Annotated in this window: 19 protein-coding genes; 13 read left to right on the top strand and 6 right to left on the bottom strand. The window is 43.2% G+C overall.

Features of this window, described 5'->3' with window-relative positions; all coding sequences use genetic code 11:
* The first annotated feature begins 12 nt into the window (after positions 1–12).
* Together hxlA and hxlB are read left to right on the top strand one after the other, a co-directional pair.
* The gene (gene hxlA, locus NRIC_RS10215; protein ID WP_146622609.1) at positions 13–648 is read left to right on the top strand and encodes a 3-hexulose-6-phosphate synthase; all 636 of its coding nucleotides are present in this window, start codon (positions 13–15) and stop codon (positions 646–648) included.
* 15 nt (positions 649–663) lie between these two features.
* Positions 664–1,224, top strand: coding sequence for a 6-phospho-3-hexuloisomerase (gene hxlB, locus NRIC_RS10210; protein WP_146622608.1), 561 nt, complete (start codon positions 664–666; stop codon positions 1,222–1,224).
* 115 nt (positions 1,225–1,339) lie between these two features.
* On the opposite strand, the gene NRIC_RS10205 is transcribed toward hxlB, so the two are convergent.
* Positions 1,340–1,876, bottom strand: coding sequence for a GNAT family N-acetyltransferase (locus tag NRIC_RS10205; protein ID WP_146622607.1), 537 nt, complete (start codon positions 1,874–1,876; stop codon positions 1,340–1,342).
* Between the two features lie 397 nt (positions 1,877–2,273).
* Here NRIC_RS10205 and NRIC_RS10200 point away from each other — a divergent pair, with 397 nt between their 5' ends.
* The 6 genes from NRIC_RS10200 to NRIC_RS10175 all read left to right on the top strand — a co-directional run bounded on the left by NRIC_RS10200 (position 2,274) and on the right by NRIC_RS10175 (position 7,113).
* The gene (locus tag NRIC_RS10200; protein ID WP_146622606.1) at positions 2,274–2,771 is read left to right on the top strand and encodes a GyrI-like domain-containing protein; all 498 of its coding nucleotides are present in this window, start codon (positions 2,274–2,276) and stop codon (positions 2,769–2,771) included.
* 222 nt (positions 2,772–2,993) lie between these two features.
* Entirely contained in the window at positions 2,994–3,740 is a 747-nt protein-coding gene (locus tag NRIC_RS10195; protein ID WP_146622605.1) for a CPBP family intramembrane glutamic endopeptidase, read from the top strand.
* 109 nt (positions 3,741–3,849) lie between these two features.
* The gene (locus tag NRIC_RS10190) at positions 3,850–4,917 is read left to right on the top strand and encodes an alpha/beta fold hydrolase (protein WP_146622604.1); all 1,068 of its coding nucleotides are present in this window, start codon (positions 3,850–3,852) and stop codon (positions 4,915–4,917) included.
* Position 4,918: 1 nt separating this feature from the next.
* Positions 4,919–5,659, top strand: a complete 741-nt coding sequence (locus tag NRIC_RS10185; protein WP_146622603.1) for a CPBP family intramembrane glutamic endopeptidase — start codon at positions 4,919–4,921, stop codon at positions 5,657–5,659.
* A 55-nt stretch (positions 5,660–5,714) separates the two neighbouring features.
* Entirely contained in the window at positions 5,715–6,191 is a 477-nt protein-coding gene (locus tag NRIC_RS10180; protein WP_146622602.1) for a MarR family winged helix-turn-helix transcriptional regulator, read from the top strand.
* Positions 6,192–6,348: 157 nt separating this feature from the next.
* Positions 6,349–7,113, top strand: coding sequence for a helix-turn-helix domain-containing protein (locus NRIC_RS10175; protein WP_146622601.1), 765 nt, complete (start codon positions 6,349–6,351; stop codon positions 7,111–7,113).
* A gap of 239 nt (positions 7,114–7,352) precedes the next feature.
* On the opposite strand, the gene NRIC_RS10170 is transcribed toward NRIC_RS10175, so the two are convergent.
* Genes NRIC_RS10170 through NRIC_RS10160 form a run of 3 tightly spaced genes read right to left on the bottom strand, consistent with a single transcriptional unit; the run spans position 7,353 to position 9,791 of the window.
* On the bottom strand, positions 7,353–8,399 hold the full coding sequence (locus tag NRIC_RS10170) for a saccharopine dehydrogenase NADP-binding domain-containing protein (protein WP_146622600.1): 1,047 nt from the start codon (positions 8,397–8,399) through the stop codon (positions 7,353–7,355).
* Position 8,400: 1 nt separating this feature from the next.
* Positions 8,401–9,027: a GNAT family N-acetyltransferase gene (locus NRIC_RS10165; protein ID WP_146622599.1), complete on the bottom strand. Its 627-nt coding sequence runs from the start codon at positions 9,025–9,027 to the stop codon at positions 8,401–8,403.
* Entirely contained in the window at positions 9,027–9,791 is a 765-nt protein-coding gene (locus tag NRIC_RS10160; RefSeq protein ID WP_146622598.1) for an EFR1 family ferrodoxin, read from the bottom strand. Before NRIC_RS10160 ends, NRIC_RS10165 begins: the two co-directional genes overlap by 1 nt.
* 148 nt (positions 9,792–9,939) lie before the next feature.
* On the opposite strand from NRIC_RS10160, the gene NRIC_RS10155 reads away from it, so the two are divergent.
* The gene (locus NRIC_RS10155) at positions 9,940–10,488 is read left to right on the top strand and encodes a TetR/AcrR family transcriptional regulator (protein WP_175580058.1); all 549 of its coding nucleotides are present in this window, start codon (positions 9,940–9,942) and stop codon (positions 10,486–10,488) included.
* A 140-nt stretch (positions 10,489–10,628) separates the two neighbouring features.
* Here the strand turns inward: NRIC_RS10155 and NRIC_RS10150 are convergent, their stop codons facing one another.
* Complete coding sequence (locus NRIC_RS10150; RefSeq protein WP_146622596.1) at positions 10,629–10,853, bottom strand: hypothetical protein; 225 nt, start codon at positions 10,851–10,853, stop codon at positions 10,629–10,631.
* Positions 10,854–10,874: 21 nt separating this feature from the next.
* Positions 10,875–11,465 (bottom strand): TetR/AcrR family transcriptional regulator, encoded by a 591-nt coding sequence (locus tag NRIC_RS10145; RefSeq protein WP_146622595.1) that lies wholly within the window; start codon positions 11,463–11,465, stop codon positions 10,875–10,877.
* A gap of 217 nt (positions 11,466–11,682) precedes the next feature.
* Between NRIC_RS10145 and NRIC_RS10140 the strand changes: the two genes are divergently transcribed.
* The 4 genes from NRIC_RS10140 to NRIC_RS10125 are packed head-to-tail and all read left to right on the top strand — an operon-like array spanning position 11,683 to position 16,412.
* Positions 11,683–14,001, top strand: coding sequence for an ABC transporter permease (locus tag NRIC_RS10140; RefSeq protein WP_146622594.1), 2,319 nt, complete (start codon positions 11,683–11,685; stop codon positions 13,999–14,001).
* Positions 14,002–14,015: 14 nt separating this feature from the next.
* The gene (locus tag NRIC_RS10135) at positions 14,016–14,774 is read left to right on the top strand and encodes an ABC transporter ATP-binding protein (RefSeq protein WP_146622593.1); all 759 of its coding nucleotides are present in this window, start codon (positions 14,016–14,018) and stop codon (positions 14,772–14,774) included.
* A 56-nt stretch (positions 14,775–14,830) separates the two neighbouring features.
* Entirely contained in the window at positions 14,831–15,517 is a 687-nt protein-coding gene (locus NRIC_RS10130; RefSeq protein ID WP_146622592.1) for a response regulator transcription factor, read from the top strand.
* Complete coding sequence (locus tag NRIC_RS10125) at positions 15,504–16,412, top strand: sensor histidine kinase (RefSeq protein ID WP_146622591.1); 909 nt, start codon at positions 15,504–15,506, stop codon at positions 16,410–16,412. Before NRIC_RS10130 ends, NRIC_RS10125 begins: the two co-directional genes overlap by 14 nt.
* Positions 16,413–16,459: the final 47 nt, after the last annotated feature.

Raw genomic sequence — 16,459 nt, 5'->3', positions numbered from 1 at the left:
GGGTGAGTAAAAGTGAAATTACAGCTAGCATTGGACGAATTAAAATTAGAAGAAGCATTGAGTTTTGCGGAAAAAGTTCAGGAGCTCGTGGACATTATTGAGATCGGTACCCCATTCGTGATTGATTCTGGGATGGAAGCTGTTCGCCGCTTCAAAGAGAAGTTTCCAAATAAAGAGATCCTCTCGGACGAAAAAATTATGGACGGCGGGTATTATGAATCACAGCTGGGCTTTGAAGCTGGGGCAGAATACGTGACGGTTTTGGGGGTTACGGATGTCGCAACGATCAAACAATGTGTGAAGGCAGGTGCCGATTTTAAGAAACAGGTCGTAGTTGACATGATCTGTGTAGCCAATCTGGAAGAAAAGATTGCAGAAATGGAAGCATTGGGTGTGGATGTCATTGCTGTTCATACCGGTGCAGATCAGCAGGCCTGCGGTCGGACGCCGCTGGATGATCTAAAGGTCATGACTTCCTGTGCCAAGAAAACCAAGATCGCTGTTGCGGGAGGCATTAACAGCAAGACGATCAAACACTATGTTGCTCTAAAACCTGACATCATCATCGTTGGCAGCAGCATTACCCATGCCCCAGACCCTGTCGAAGAAGCTCGCCTGATTAAAGAAGCAATGCTGGCGAACGAGTAAAGGAGGACAAGTATAATGACACCATCAAAAAACTTACGTGCGATTTTGACTGAATTAACCGAAGATGCCCAACAAGTAGACCAAGCTCAGTTGGAGCAAGTGAAATCGCTGATCCTAAACGCCGATCGCGTTTTCATCGCTGGTGCTGGCCGTTCTGGTTTTGCGGCACGTGCTTTTTCAAACCGCTTGATGCATTTAGGCTTCACCGTGTATTTTGTCGGCGAGCCAACGACTCCATCGATTCGGGAAAACGACTTGATCATTATCGGTTCTGGTTCCGGACGCACCGAAGGACTCGTCAATATGGCTAAAAAGGCTAAGAGTGAAAAAGCCCAATTAGCAACGATCACGATCCATCCAACGAACCCGATCGGCACGATGGCAGACGCACTGATTCAAATTCCGGGTATTTCGACTGGCGATAAAGCGACAGAAAAAGCCCGATCGATTCAGCCAAACGGGTCTTCCTTTGAACAATTGTCTTGGTTGGTCTACGATGCCATGATCGTCGACTTGAAAAAGACCTTGAAGCAGGAGCAGACAGATATGGATTATCGTCATGCCAATCTCGAATAGACTCTGGTACCTAAGCAGTTCAAAAGTTTCATTGTTACACATGAAACATTCGCTTCAGCAAAATGCCCCTTCACATCTCTAGAAATACAGGGATGTTGAAGGGGTTTTTTAGAAATTACCAATAGTTCGGACGATCCATCGCTTTTGCCGGAACTACCCGCCCAGTGTAATTCTCCAAGTCAATCGCCTCGTTGAGGGTCTGTAGCATCCAAGCATCCTCTAGACCTTTTTTAGTAGGATAAGGCGGATAATAGCCCAATCCCAGTGCAGGCAGGAAACCGTGGCGGGGGTAGTATTCGATATGTCCTAAAACAAAAACGATCTCTACCTGTTGAGCCTTCAAACGCCTTAACCCCTCTTTTACCAATTCTCCGCCGATGCCCATCTTTTGATAAGCCGGAAGGACAGCCAAGGGTGCCAGAATCGTCGCTGAAGGCTGAGATTCTCTCCCTTCGATGTGGCAGTTTGTAAACAGGATATGTCCGACTGGTTGGTCCTCCACTAAAGCCAGCAGAGACAGTGCATCCTTTTCGGTTGCCAAAAGATCATCTGCTAAAACGGCAACCTCCGTGTCCTCTGGAAAAGCCAAGTTTTCTAATTGAAAGATTGCCTCTCGGTCTTGTTGAGTGGTCTTACGTATTTGTAACTCCATTTTTACTCTCTCCATTCGTTTTTTAGTCTAAGAAAGAGCAAATCACCGAAAGTAAACAGAAGTTTGTCAAACAAAAGCCTCCTTTGTTTAATTGAGTCAAGTATACAGGGGAGTATGAACGATTTCAAATTTATCGAAGTCGGTTTTTTAGTCCATCATTTTTACCTGAATAAAATCGACGACTGGTTTTTCAAAATAACTCGCATGTTGAACTTGGTCAAGGATCATTAGGTCTGCTCTTATACGGTCTGGAAACTTATTCTTTAATTAATTAAGGGATAAAAAATAGATTAGACCGGTTTGCCGCTGTCCCTTTTTATCCTTTTCTGACCAGAAAGTGATAAAAGGAACGCCCCACCCCTTTGCTATAGTAAGGAAAAGAAAGTGAGGAATCACGATGGAATATCGAATCGAAGAATTAGACAGCTTTACACTTGTGGGCTTTAAAAAGACGTCCACCAATAAAAAACGGCAGGGCATGAAGGATTGTCCAGCCTTTTGGAACGAGATTTTATCTGCTGGCAAGCAAGAACAGCTGCTGCCAATGATTAACCACGCTCCATTTGGCTTAATCTCAGCCAGCTTTTACAATATCGACCCAGCAGATTCACGCATATTTGACTATTATATTGCGGTTTCGACGACGAACGAAGCGCCGGAAGGATTGGAAACAGTCGAAGTGCCAGCATTAGTATGGGCTGTTTTTCCTTGTACCAGAGATACTTTGGGCAAGACACAAATAGCGGCAGTGACGAAGTGGGCGCCAAAGTCAAAGGACTATGAATTGTTGAATAAAGGCTACATCACCGGGAAAATGACTTCTGGCGGACCAGATATCGAGGTGTATGGACAAGGTGATGATGTAGAAATTTGGGTACCAGTGAAACGCAAATAAAGAAATGGCGGAATTGCTTTTCGAGTGATTCTGCTTTTTTTATCTAGGAGCAAAGAAGGATGCGAAGCCATTCCTTTACGACTATGTACAAAGAGACAGGACGGCGATTAGGGAAAAGCTGCAAGAGAACGAAAAAGAAAATCCGACTTAAGCCGCTGTTTTCGTCTTCATCAACGTGAGATACTAAAAAAGTAGATGTGAGAAGAGAAACAGGAGGAGCTTATGAGTAACCAACAATTGATTCTGCGCTATTTGAAAATTTCTTTCGGCTTGATCATCCCGATTGCTTTATTGTTTTTCGTATTACATAGAAGTGGCGTGCCCACAACGAATACGTTATTAGGTGCTGTCGGGCTCGGCATTGGCGGCGGGTCGACGGCGATTGCGGGACTGGTAACTGCTAAAACCTCAGGTAAGGTATCAAAATATGGAGAAGTGCTTCGCGATTTCTTTGCGTTGCGGCAGCCAGCTTCAGCTTATTTTCTAGTATTTACGTTCCTCCTGCTGAATTTTGGAGCTGTTTTTCGACCGATCTCGCTGAGAAGCTTTTTAGGCTATTTTTTATTGTCGCTATTGTTTGGCGGTATTGAGGAGCTAGGCTGGCGGTACATTTTTCAACCGATGTTGGAGGTCCACTATTCATTTGTTTCAGCGACTCTTTTGACGGCTTTGGCTTGGGGCTTGTGGCATATACTGTATTTTGTTTTGAATGGGGCCTTGTTCAGCATGACGGCGACGGAGCTGGTGATTTTTTTCATTGGGCTATTGGGAAATTCATTTATTCTGGCAGCAATTTTCTTTATCACAGAAAGCTTGTGGCTATGTGTGCTGTATCATGCATGCTTGAATGCTTTTACCCAACTGCTGGGCGGCGGAAATCTGCTGTATTCGATCATCTTGACGTTGCTCAGCATGGGTGTTTCCTGCCTGCTGGTGTATTGGACGGAAAAGGGCAGAGTTTCGAGATAGGCTATAAAATGAGTGAACAGCGATGGAATCCGTCTAGAGGCTGATTTCATCGCTTTCTTCTTATGCTATCTTAAAATAGTAATTATAATTACTAAAAGGAGGAGAAAGGATGAAAAAAGTGATGTTATCTGTCTTAGGACTACTTGTATTATTCTTGCTGCTTGCTCTGGCAGTCTTGTTTATAAATAGTCCGGGGAACGTTCCGAAGTTGGAAGCTGCCAGAGACGAGCCCTTCAGAAACAGCATCAATGAAAAGCAGTTTGTGGAAATCAATGGTGTAAAACAAGGAATGTTCCTTCGCGGAGAGGACAAAAACAAGCCGGTGCTATTGTTTTTGCACGGCGGACCGGGATCACCAGAATTTGCGATGACACAGGCGTGGGAAACCAACGCCCGATTAGAAAGCGAATTTGTGGTCTGTTATTGGGATCAGCGGGGAACCGGGATGTCGAATCCGAAACAATTGGATCCGAAAACGTTGACCGCAGAGACTGCGATCAGCGACACCGTCGAAGTGACCAATTATTTGAGAGAACGTTTTGATAGACAAACGATCTATTTGATGGGGCATTCCTGGGGGTCCTATGTTGGAATCAAGACGGTTCAAAACAATCCCGAGCTTTACACTGCCTATCTGGGCATTGGTCAAGTCGTTCATCAAAAAGCAGGGCAAAAGATGGCCTATAATTATTTACGCAATCATGCAAAAAAAATCGACGATCAGAAGGCCTTAAAACAGTTAGAAATCTTTGATCCTGAAGGTTCTGCCTATAACATGCTGCTGGAAGATTATGGCGTAGGGATTCGACACGACGGTCCAGCGATCGGAACAATGCTGAAAAATCTTTTCTTCTTTAAAGGCTACACGGTGTCAGAAAAGCTGCAAGCCATCAAAGGCATGCCGCTGTCGAACAAATATCTAGACACGAAGGATTATGCGGAGGACAATCTTTTGAAATCGATCAAGAAACTCGACGTGCCCGTTTACTTATTGGAGGGAAAATACGATTACCAAGTTTCGCAAAAATTGGCCCAGGATTTTTATGAACAGCTTGAGGCACCAGATAAAAAGTTCTACTTATTTGAGCATTCAGCCCACAGTCCCAACATGGAAGAGCCAAAGGAATTTATGAAGGCAATCAAAGAGATTGTTCGCCAAACGCAAGGAGTGGATTAGAATGAAACAAAAAGTGTTAGAATATTTATCAATAACCTTTGTGATTTCCTGGAGCTGTTGGCTGCTGCTGGCTTTCCTGATTCGATTTGCAGGAGTGGCGTTGTTTTCACCGATCGGTCTGCCATTATACAGTTTAGGTACGGCAGCGCCGTTGATTGGGGCGTGGATCGTAAAAAGAAAATCTGGTGAGGGAACTGCCTTTTTAAAGCAGATCATTGCGCTGAAGCAGCCAGTGACTGGGTATTTGTTAGTTATTATTTTTGCTTGGGGATTTTGCTTTCTGCCCATTCTCTTGGGTGACAATGAGCAACAAGCACCTTTTTATACTGCTTTATTCCAGTTACCTATTATGATTTTCTTTGGTGGTGGGCTGGAAGAACCAGGCTGGCGAGGCTATCTGTTGCCATTGCTGCAAAAGAAATATTCTAGTTTTCAGGCAACGTGCATTCTGGCGATAATCTGGACTAGCTGGCATTTACCCTTATGGCTGGTGAAAGGATCTGGTCAGGACACGACCAGCTTGGCTGGTTTTACCATCTGTGTGTTTAGCTTAGCCTTCTTACTAACGATCCTATGGAACCGTTATGAAAGTCCTGCATTGTGCATTTTGCTTCACGCGGGAATTAATGCGTTTGGCGATGTATATCCGCCGAGCTTTAACCAGTTGTCTTCTTCTATTGTGCTGCTGCTGATTTGTTTGTTGCTGTTTTTAGGTGATCACTATTTGAAACAAAGGTCGTGAAGTGGATAAACCTTTGCTATAATGGCCAGTATAATGATTAGTTAGGAGCTTGATCATGGATGAGAAGCAACGACTGTTTTTGATTTCCCAAACCTACGCCACTCTATTTTCGGCGACCAACAAAGTGCAAACTGCCGGAGACGAAGCCATCGAGGAGCTGACTTCACGCCAACTGATGGCCTTCATCGCGATCGCCCACCTTCCAGAAGGTCAAGCGACCTTAAACAGGATTGCCTCAAAATTAGGGGCTTCAAAACAAAGCACCGCGCAAATCATCACTAATTTAAAACGCAGAGGTTATTTGCGAACTGAAAGAAACACAGCGGATGGCCGAGCGGTCAACATCGTCATCACTGAAACCGGCAAGGCCGTTTTTAACCGAAGCAATGCTCGAGGTTGGGCGTTTTTACAGGAACTGTTCCAAGGATTTTCCAATGAAGAGCTGGAGGTCTTTTGGAAGCTGCTGCGAAAATTGTATCAATACGATGGTACGCAGCAGGATGGTTTTGAAGCAAATGGCCGAGAAGTCTAAGGCGACAGGGTCACGCATTTGTTCAAAAAGAGTAATCATAGACACAGAAAATTTGATAGAATAATAGAGTGTAAATCCCTTCACACCAACGATGCAAGAGATACTTGATCGACTTTTCACCCGCCGTTTGGTAGGTTCAGTCTAAGGAGGCAGAACAATGACGATTGGAAAAAAACTTCAACAGCGCAGAAAGGAGCTGAACCTGACACAAGGGGAAGTGGCCAAACGATTGTATGTTTCTCGACAAGCGATATCAAATTGGGAGCTGGATAAAAACTATCCGGATTTAGAAACAGTGATCGCCTTAAGCGACCTGTATCAGCTCTCTTTGGATGTTCTGCTGAAAGAAGACCAACATGTGGTGAAAGGGATTGAGAAAACAATGAATAGAAAAATAATAGGTACCATTTTTTATGGGATCACAGCCGTCAGTGGGCTGATTTGTCTGCTGGTCAATTTTATAGTAAATCATACGCTGACTTGGTCGCTGATCGTCCTGCTTGCGTTAGGCAGTATGGATGCATTGAGCCATATTTATAGAAAGAGAACACGCTGGTCGCCAAGAGTTTTGATGGGGACAAGTAGTGTGGTATGTATTTCTTTTACGGGGTTGATGGATCAGGTGCTGCTCTGGTCTGGATACACGGCAACTTCTTTTTTCTTATCGGTAGCATTGCCGCTTAGCTTATTGTGGCTAGGTTTGATTTGGCTCACAGCAGGTATTCAGAGGCGGATGAACTGGGAGGTTTGTTATTCGCTTTCACTGTTCTTTTTGCTGGGGATCGTGGGCGGTGGTTTGACCAATTGGTGGGTAAGAAGTGAACCGCTGTGGTTTAGTGCGATAACTACAACCTTGCCGTGTCTTTTCTTGGCGGGCTTGTTTTACATTTTAGGAAATCATTTGACGAAGACAAGCAAATGATCTTGGTTGATCACTGTGTATGGGGTGGCAAACGAAATGCATAGTAACTTCTATTATTTCCTTCAGGTACTGCCCGTTTTTGCAGTGATTTTCACGGTACCGATCCTGCTCATTTATAATGTCGTAAAGAAGAATAAAAATCGCAGACTGGCGTATTTTTAACCTTATCCGCTTTGCTTTGTATTCAACAAATTGTGTAAAAACTCGTAGGAGATTAATTTCCTGCGAGTTTTTTGTGTCTATAAAAAATCAGAGAATTGCTCTATTTCAACAACCTGAGGTAGGTAATAAACGCCATTAGAAAGCCGGCTTTTTGAAATGAGACAATAGGTCCGTGCTAAAACTTTTCCAGTTGTTTCGGAACTATTTACTCCGTGTATCGTTTGTTCCGATGAGAATTCTTTCTGGTCTTTTGTTCCGGTCACATTGACGTGGATCGCAAAGTGAGGCGTTGCTTTTTTAGCAAATTGAGTGCTGATATGAGCAAAACGCAGAGCCAAATGATAAACCCCTTGATAACGAAGCAGATAAAAAAATCGCAGGTTTGCTAGGGCAGACAACGCTTTGGTCAAGTTGCGATCGGCTAGGCCAAAAGAAGTGGTGACATTGGTTTGCTGCAGGAGCTGGGTGATGATTTGTTGATCCGCCAGGTCAAAGTTGTAAACAGCGTAGGGCTTTTCTGACGGGAAGAAAGCGATAAGATTTTTGTTTAGAAAAGGAGTCTTCTTCACCACTTTCTGGTCGATTGTCCAATCAAAAGGTCGAGAAAGATGATCCAGCAACCACATCAATGCATCCTTTCCATAGTGATCGCCTATCCCTAATAACAAAGAGAGCTCGGTTTTGGTGACTACATCGAATTTCTTAGAAAGCTCTCGGGCCAGAAGGGTAGATAAGCCCGGACAAATTCCAATTCCTAAGATTGCTGAAGCACGAATATCCGCTTTCTTTAATTCAACCAATTGCATCGTCGGTCGGCTGGAAGCAGAAATATCTAGGTAGTGAATTCCTTTTTTTAGGCAATAGGCAGCAAACTCCATTGTTTTAGTGCTCAGACACATCAGAACAAAGGAAACATCCGCTAATTGATGGAAATAAGTGGCTTCGTCACAAACATCAATCTGTCGAAAGGACACCCGAGAAGTATCTAGTGTTTCTAAAAAAATGTTTGCTCGGTGTAAATGACGTCCACCAATGATGATTTCCTGCTTCGTGTGAACGAGCAGTTCTTTAACGGCGGCTTTGCCTACATCGCCATACCCGCCAATAATGAAGAGTTTCTCCATACTAGACCTCCCTCCGCAGACTCCAGGTATTCAACTCCTGCTCTTTCCATGTTAACAAACGATGATCAAACGAAGTGAAGCCGTTTTTTTGATAAAATCGTTGGTTGAGTTCTGTTTGCGTTCCCAAGGTCAGCAGCTTGCCATCTTGTTCTTTTACAAGGGGAATGATGCATTCTTGCAGCATGTTGCTGCCAATCGCCCTCCCCTGATAGGCTGGGTCCACCGCCAAATGAGCCAAATACCAATTCGGCACAGTTATCTGATTCAAAGGCTCCATGATTTGATCCAGCAGCTTCATATAGCCGATGAGTGAAGGGATGCCTACGAAACGCAGTAGTTTCCAGCCGCCGTTTTTGAGGTAAGCCAGAAAATCTGTTTTTTGGTGATCGGGCTTCTCCAAGATGGCAAAGGCAATTACCTTGTCCTGATCAAGGGCTGCCAGACAAGGTGTCGTGGTCAAATAAGATCGGATAAACGCCCGTTGACTAATCTGAATAAATTGCTGATAGGCAGCTTCCGTTTTACAAAATTTCTTCATGATGGTATACAACGGATCTGCAAAGAATGCCTCTGTCGATAAACGGAGGACGGATTCCAAATCATCTGCTGTAGTGTGTCGATAATGCATCAACTTCCTCTTTTCTTCAAGTAATAGCGTTTTTTTCCTTGGGTCTTGTTTTTGTATTCCACCGCTTGAACCGGACAAATGCCAATACAAGCCATACAATGCGTACAGTTCCTTCCCCAACAAGGTTTATCAGAGGTTAGTTGAATGTTGTTTAAAGGACAAACCGTCGCACATTTTCCGCATTGAAGGCATTGGGGAGCAGCATAAAATCCTTTGCCATTAATCAGTACACGGTAAAAGAAGGAATTAACGGGTCCACTGATAAAGGCTCCGGCCAGTCCGCCTGTTTTTGAAAAGGAAGGCAAAGAACCATTAACCGCAATCCTCTTTGCCAATAGTTTGACCGTTTTTTCTGCCTGATTGATTCGCTTTTGAATTTCTTCGTCGGGACGAATCGATTTTGCCAGAACGATGTAATTGTCCACCATAATGATTTCGGCGAATCCTGTAAGCTCCCAGTCTTTTTTCTGACAAATTTCGTGAATATAACGGATGGCATTTAGCGTATTGGTATCGCAAGTCATGAAGAAGTAGACCTTTTGACTACCTGTGAAGTAGGTTTGTTCAATGAATTCGATGACAATTCTTGGCGGCCGCCAAGCGTAGGTCGGACAAACGATCACCCATGGACGTTCGGAAACCAGCGCCATGGTTTTCTGCTCTTTTATCAGCTGATTCAATGACCGCAGTTCGTCTCCTAACTCGTTTGCTAAAAGTTCCGCCACATAGCGGCTGTTTCCAGTACCTGAAAAATACAAAATCATTGCGTCACCTCCAATTTTATAAACACCTGTTGATTAACAACCATATGTGCATTATACTAAGCAGCAAAAGCGAGCACTATCGGCAATGATCAAGAAAGTGTCTATTAATCAACACGTTTCAGCGAAGTGTTCAGAAAAGAGAGAAAACATGACAGATCGGCGAAAGCTAAAAACCCAAAAAGCGATTCATCAAGCCTTTATTGAATTGCTGAAAGAGAAACCTTTGAATAAGATAACTGTGGCAGAATTGTCAGAGCGAGCCGATTTAGGGAGGGGAACCTTTTATCTGCATTACAAAGATACCTACGACCTGTACGAGCAGCTAGAAGAGGAACTGTATGCAGAGTTGGTTGAATTGTTCGAACAATATACACCTTATGTCACTGCTGAAAATCTACGATCATTGATGGAAGCGGTTGCCACTTATATAGAAGGAAAAAAGGAGCTGTTCTTGCTGCTGATGCAGTCCAACGCAAATGGCAATGTCCTGTATAAAATCAAAGAAATTTTCAAAGAAAAGGTCTTGCAGGATGAGTGTTACCAGCAGGTATCAACCTATGATCAGATTGAAGCTTTATTCATCGTTTCCGGGATGATCGGCGTCTTGGAAGAATGGCTGACTTCGGAGTTGGAACTGTCATTAAAACAAGTGTTTGAGCTGCTGCATCGACTGTTGGTTAAGTTTGATTGTTCATGAGGGAATTTCTTATGAGTGACTGTGCAGTTTTTTCTTCTCGTGTAAATAGGAAAAGTGTTTTGGAAATATGTACAAAATGTTGTTCAATTATAAGTAGTTGCTCTCAAAAATTCGCCAAAAAAAAGCAGATGATCCCTCATCTACTCATCGATCGCCAGCATCACCGCTCCGGCAATACTGACCACACCTAAGACAGTCAAGGATGTCTTCCTAAACACGACACCCGATGTGATCAGGCCAACGCCTACCAGTCCATTTGTCAGGGCAGAAGTATTCTTCATCTCCTTACTAGGGCGAGGCAGTTGGATCGTCAATCCCATTTGTTTCGCTAGTTTTTCAAAGTAATTCGCTGTTTCATTCATCATATTTTTTCCTCCTCAATCGATCTATTCAAATAGTTCATTCACCATGGTATCGACCATAAAATCAAACACATTAAAATAATCATACAGCTCAGCAATCGTCATTTTTGTCGTCAGTGTTGAAAGCAAGGCGCTGAAAATCGCGTAGGCTTTTGCATTTTCGACTTTAAGTTGTAAGTGGGCCGCCAGCAAAGTGGCGTCAAAAAAGTCGAGGCTCTCAAATTTTAATGCTTGCATCTCTTCTTCGGATAATTTGGTGACAAAGGCTCGGAAATCGGGCGTGTTTACGTCGTATAAAAACGGTTTTCGGTCAAACTCACGGAACAATTTTTTCAGTCCTGCTGCAAAGCCTTCTTTATTTGGCTGTTCCAACACTGTTTGTAAAAATTGATCCTTCAGGCGATTTTGGATCGTCAACGAAGTTTCATAGAAAAGTGCTTCCTTCGTGGGAAACATCGAATAAAACGTCCCGATGGCAATCCGTGTCCTAGCACAGAGTTCCTTAATACTAGTCTTTTTGTACCCTTGAATGATCCAAAGGCGTTCACAAAGGATGAGCAGTTCATTCCTGAGTCGTTCTCTGTCTTCATCGGAAAGCATTGGTTTTAGCGGCATTTTATCCCTCTTTTCATATAGAAACAATTTTTATGAATATTCGTAAATTATATTCATAAAATAATCATACCATGTTTTTGAAGTTTGTCAATGGACTGGGTTTGAAAAAGGATGTTTGTTTTTCGAGTTTAAGGTGAGGTTAATACTTCGCGGACATTCAGGAAAGCTTCTTCTTTTATAGTGACTTTATCGGTAAGAAAGGAGAGGGGGATTTTGTATGTACTGGAGAATTGTAAAAAACGATGTGCTTCAAAGTAAATTGATTACCATCACCACCCTGCTATTTGTCACTGTTGCATCGGTGTTAGTAGCTTTGGCAATGATTTTGAGTGTTAATCTGACAAGTTCGATTGATACGTTGATGGAAGAGGCGAAGGTTCCACACTATATGCAGATGCATGCGGGAGAATTAGATCGAGAACGGTTAGATCGATTTGCTAGAAACAACGAAAATGTCGCTGCATACGAGGCTTCAGAGTTTTTGAATATTGAAGGTTCAAACATTCAAATCGGTGATTACAGCTTTGCAGACAGTGTTCAAGACAATGGTGTTGCTACACAAAACAGCCAGCTTGATTATTTGTTAGATATGGAGAATCGGCGCATTCAACCTAAACCTGGAGAATTATATGCACCTGTGGATTATATGAAGCAAGGAGTTGCCAAGCTTGGTGATAAAGTCATCATCGCTGGAAAAGAATTGAGAATCACTGGTTTTTTGCGAGATGGGAGTATGAACTCGCAAATGGCTGGATCTAAGCGAATATTGCTGCATCAGCAGGAATACGATGAGCTGTTTTCAAAGGGGGCTTTGGAATACATTATCCAGTTTCGTTTAAAGGATCCGTCAAAGTTGAACGAATTTGAGGCGGCTTATAAGAAAGCAGGATTGGAAACCAATGGGCCTTCTGGCACCTATCGTTTATTTAAATTAGGCAACGCAATGTCAGATGGCATCATGATCGCGATCCTATTGACCATTAGTTTATTGGTTGTTTTAATGGCTTTCATGTGTATTCGATTCACATTGTTGGCAAAAATCGAAGAGGATTACCAAGAAATCGGTGTGATGAAGGCGATTGGACTTCAAGTAACGGATATCAAAAAAATCTATTTAGTCAAATACGCGGCAATTTCCGTCATTGGCGGTCTGCTGGGGTATCTGATTTCATTGCCGATGAGCCATCTCCTACTGAGAAATATCAAGCTTTATATGGGGGAAAGTAAAAATGAGCAATTGAGCTGGCTGTTCGCTGTTGCCGGAGTGATTGCAGTGACTTTATTAATGGTCAGCTATGTGTATCAATTATTGAACCGCTTTAAAAAAGTTTCCGCTATAGAAGCGATTCGCTTCAGCGGAGCAAATGAAAAACGTTCGACTAACTCACGCTTTACGCTTCGCAGACTGAACTTTCTCCCAACAGATGTGCGTATGGGAATTATCGATATTTTCAATCAAAAAAAACTATACGTGACGATGCTGCTGGTGTTCATTTTGTCCTCTTTCATCATGATCGTTCCGGCTATGACCTATCATACGGTTGCTGCAGATTCTTTTGTAGAGAACTTGGGCTTTAGCCGCGAGATGGATATGATGACCAGCTTGTACGAGTCAGTCAATAACATGGAATACGAGAAAAAGATCGAAGAATACCTTGGTAAAGACACTGATATTGCAGATTACAGCAAGATTGTGACCAAAAACTTCCACGTGAAGGAGAACGGTTCAACGGATAATGTGCTGGCAGTTGAGCTGGGAGATCATCAAAAATTTCCAGTCTCTTATCTTGAAGGAAAAGCACCTATCAAGACACACGAAATTGCCTTATCGACCATCAATGCTGAAGAATACGGGAAAAAGGTAGGAGACAAGGTAATCCTGATTCGAGGGGATAAAGAAGAAGTGTTTACGGTTTGTGGAATCTACGCCAATTTATTTAATGGAGGCAAAACTGCTAAAGCCACGTTTGAGGATCGAGAGACAGCGAAAATGTGGACCAACATTTATATGAAACTAAAGGATCCTAGCCAATTAAATCAAAAGATGGCGCAATACAAAAAAGAGCTGCCTTATGCCAAATTAAACAATGCCCGATTGCATCGTGACCAGACATATGGGGCTATGATTCGGTCCATCCTGTTGATCGCTGTTGGGGCATTAGTGGTTGCCTTAGCGATTACCGGTCTAATCACGGCGTTGTTTATGAAGCTGCTGTTAATAAAAGATAGAAAAGAAATTGCCACGATTAAGGTATTAGGTTTCACTAATCGAGAACTGAGCCGCCAATATTTGGCTCGTAGTGTAACAATTCTGATCCTCGGTTTAGGATTGGGTGTGTTTTTATCCATGACGCTAGGAAAAACCTTAGCTGGATTGATGGCATCGATGATGGGCGGGATTAGTATTCAAATGACAGGAAGCTGGCTCATTTATCTCGGTTGCCCTTTGCTCATGCTTCTTGTCACGATCGTAGCAACGAAAGCAGTTGTAACTCAGGCAGGGAACATCGAGATGGCAGAAAATTTAAAAGAATAAAGGCGGGAAAGACAATGAAAACCATGATTAAGGGAATCGACATCAGTAAATTCTTCGGTGAAGGGATAGAAAGGGTTCAAGTGCTGAATCAAGTGGATCTTCAGGTAAAACAGGGAGAATTTGTGTCGATCATGGGTGCTTCAGGTTCTGGCAAGTCAACTTTGCTTTATGCGATCAGCGGGATGGATAGTGTAGATACTGGAGAGATTGTGTTTGATGATCACCCGCTGCAAATGATGTCAGAGCGTGAATTGGCCGATTTGCGCAGAAAGGACATGGGATTTGTTTTTCAGCAGCCGACATTGCTGAAAAACTTATCCTTACTAGATAATATTCTTCTTCCTAGCTTAAATGATAAGAAAAGAAATCAGCAAGAGCTGGAAAAACAAGCACACATGTTGATGGAAAGAGTCGGAATTGCCGAATTGAAAGAACGCAGAATCACACAGGTTTCCGGTGGACAGCTGCAACGGGCAGGGATTTGTCGGGCTTTGATGAGCCGACCGTCCGTTGTGTTTGGCGATGAGCCGACAGGCGCGTTAAATTCAAAGGCAGCACAGGAAATCTTAGACATCCTTTCAAAAATCAACCAAGAGGGAACGACCGTTGTTCTTGTGACTCACGATGCGAAAGTTGCAGCGCAGAGTGAACGCGTCCTGTTGATGGCAGATGGGCGAATCGTGGATGAATTGGTGCTAGGCAGCTTTTCTGGGCAGCAGCTAGAACGTCGAATGGAACGAATCAATCAGAAAATGCTGGCTGCAGAGATTTAGAAAGAACAGCTATGCTAAAATGAAATCAATAAACTTGTGGATTGAAGGTGATGCTGATGACATACCATATTTTACACGTAGACGACGAAAAAGAGATTCTCAAATTGCTGCAAATGTATTTGAGAAACGAGGACATGCAGCTGCATCAGGCCGAAAACGGTCGTGAAGCGTTGAAACTTTTGGCAGAACAGCCGATTGATCTAGTGATTGTTGATATTATGATGCCGGAAGTCGACGGCTTTGAGTTAATCCGCAGAATCAGAAAAGAAAGCAATATTCCAATCATGGTGATTTCTGCGCGGATTGAGGCATCAGATCGGATTTTTGGACTGGATATTGGTGCGGACGATTATTTGACAAAGCCCTTCGATCCTCATGAAGCAACTGCTCGAGTGAAGGCGTTGCTGCGCAGATATCATTCTTTAGGAACCGCATTGGCTAAATCTAGCCAGCTGAAGGTTGATAAACTAAGGTTAGACCTACATGCGTGTGTGGCTTATGTTGCGGATCAGCCAATCGAACTAACGGCGGTAGAATTTCGGGTATTGAAGTTATTGATGGAGCAGCCAGGAAGAGTTTTTACGAAAGAGCAGATTTATAGTCATGGCTGGCAGGACTCCTTAACTGGCTACAACAACGTACGAGTCATGATGAGCAAGCTGCGAGAAAAGATTGGAACGGAACGCATCAAAACGATTCGCGGCTTAGGCTATCGCTTGGAGGGACATCATGAAAGAACTTAAGCACGCGATATTGTGTTCCTTTGTTTGTCACTTTTTAGGCCTTTCATTGACTGTTGGATTGCTGGAGGAAGTCGCAACTCAGCTTAGAGAGCTGATCGTTCCTGTTGAATACCAGTTCATCTTATTGTTCAGCAGTGTGGCGGCACAGGTCATTGTGATCGGTGTCTTCTCCTTTTTATTTTATCGAAGTTTAGATAAAAGGATAACAGCCAAAAGCCAAGAAATTGCACAGCAGCAAAGGCTTCTGTTTGCTAATATTGCCCATGATCTAAAAACACCATTGACCAGTATCACGGGGTTTTCTAAAGCACTGCAGGAAGAAATTGTTGATCCCGTTGAACAAAAAGAAGTTGCTGAAATCATTTACCAAAAAGCACTCACCGCTGACGAACTACTGGATGCCATGTTCCAATACACCAAATTGACGGCCGCGGACTATCCGCTGAAGCGAGAGCTGCAGGATGTCAACTATCTGTTAAAGGAAACGATCGCAGAGAGCTATGATCTGCTGGAGCAGCATCAGATTGATTTGATCGTAGAATTGCCGGAAGCCCCAATGATGCGCGCCATTGATAAGGTTGAAATGAAACGTGTTTTTGTCAATCTGCTGGTCAATGCTTGCAAGCACAACCCTTTAGGAACCAAACTGCGAATTACAATAGAAGAAAAGAAAAACAGTGCGCAAATTATTTTTGCCGACGATGGAACAAAAATCCCGTCAGAAAAGCGAACACACTTGTTTCATCCTTTTGTTAGCGAAAATGAAACAGAGCGTCATTTTCAAGGAAGTGGATTGGGCTTAGCGATTACCAAATCAATCATTGAGAAGCATGGTTTTATGATCGAGTTGGAAGATGACGAAAGGTTTACAAAGAGGTTTGTTGTGATCTTATAGTGTTGCAACAAATCAGCGTAGAGAAAAGCTTGAATGACTGTGAAGAG

This window comes from Enterococcus florum (genome assembly GCF_004309355.1).
GTDB lineage: Bacteria > Bacillota > Bacilli > Lactobacillales > Enterococcaceae > Enterococcus_A > Enterococcus_A florum.
Note: the sequence above shows the minus strand (reverse complement) of the source record. Positions and strands in the feature narration are given on the sequence as shown.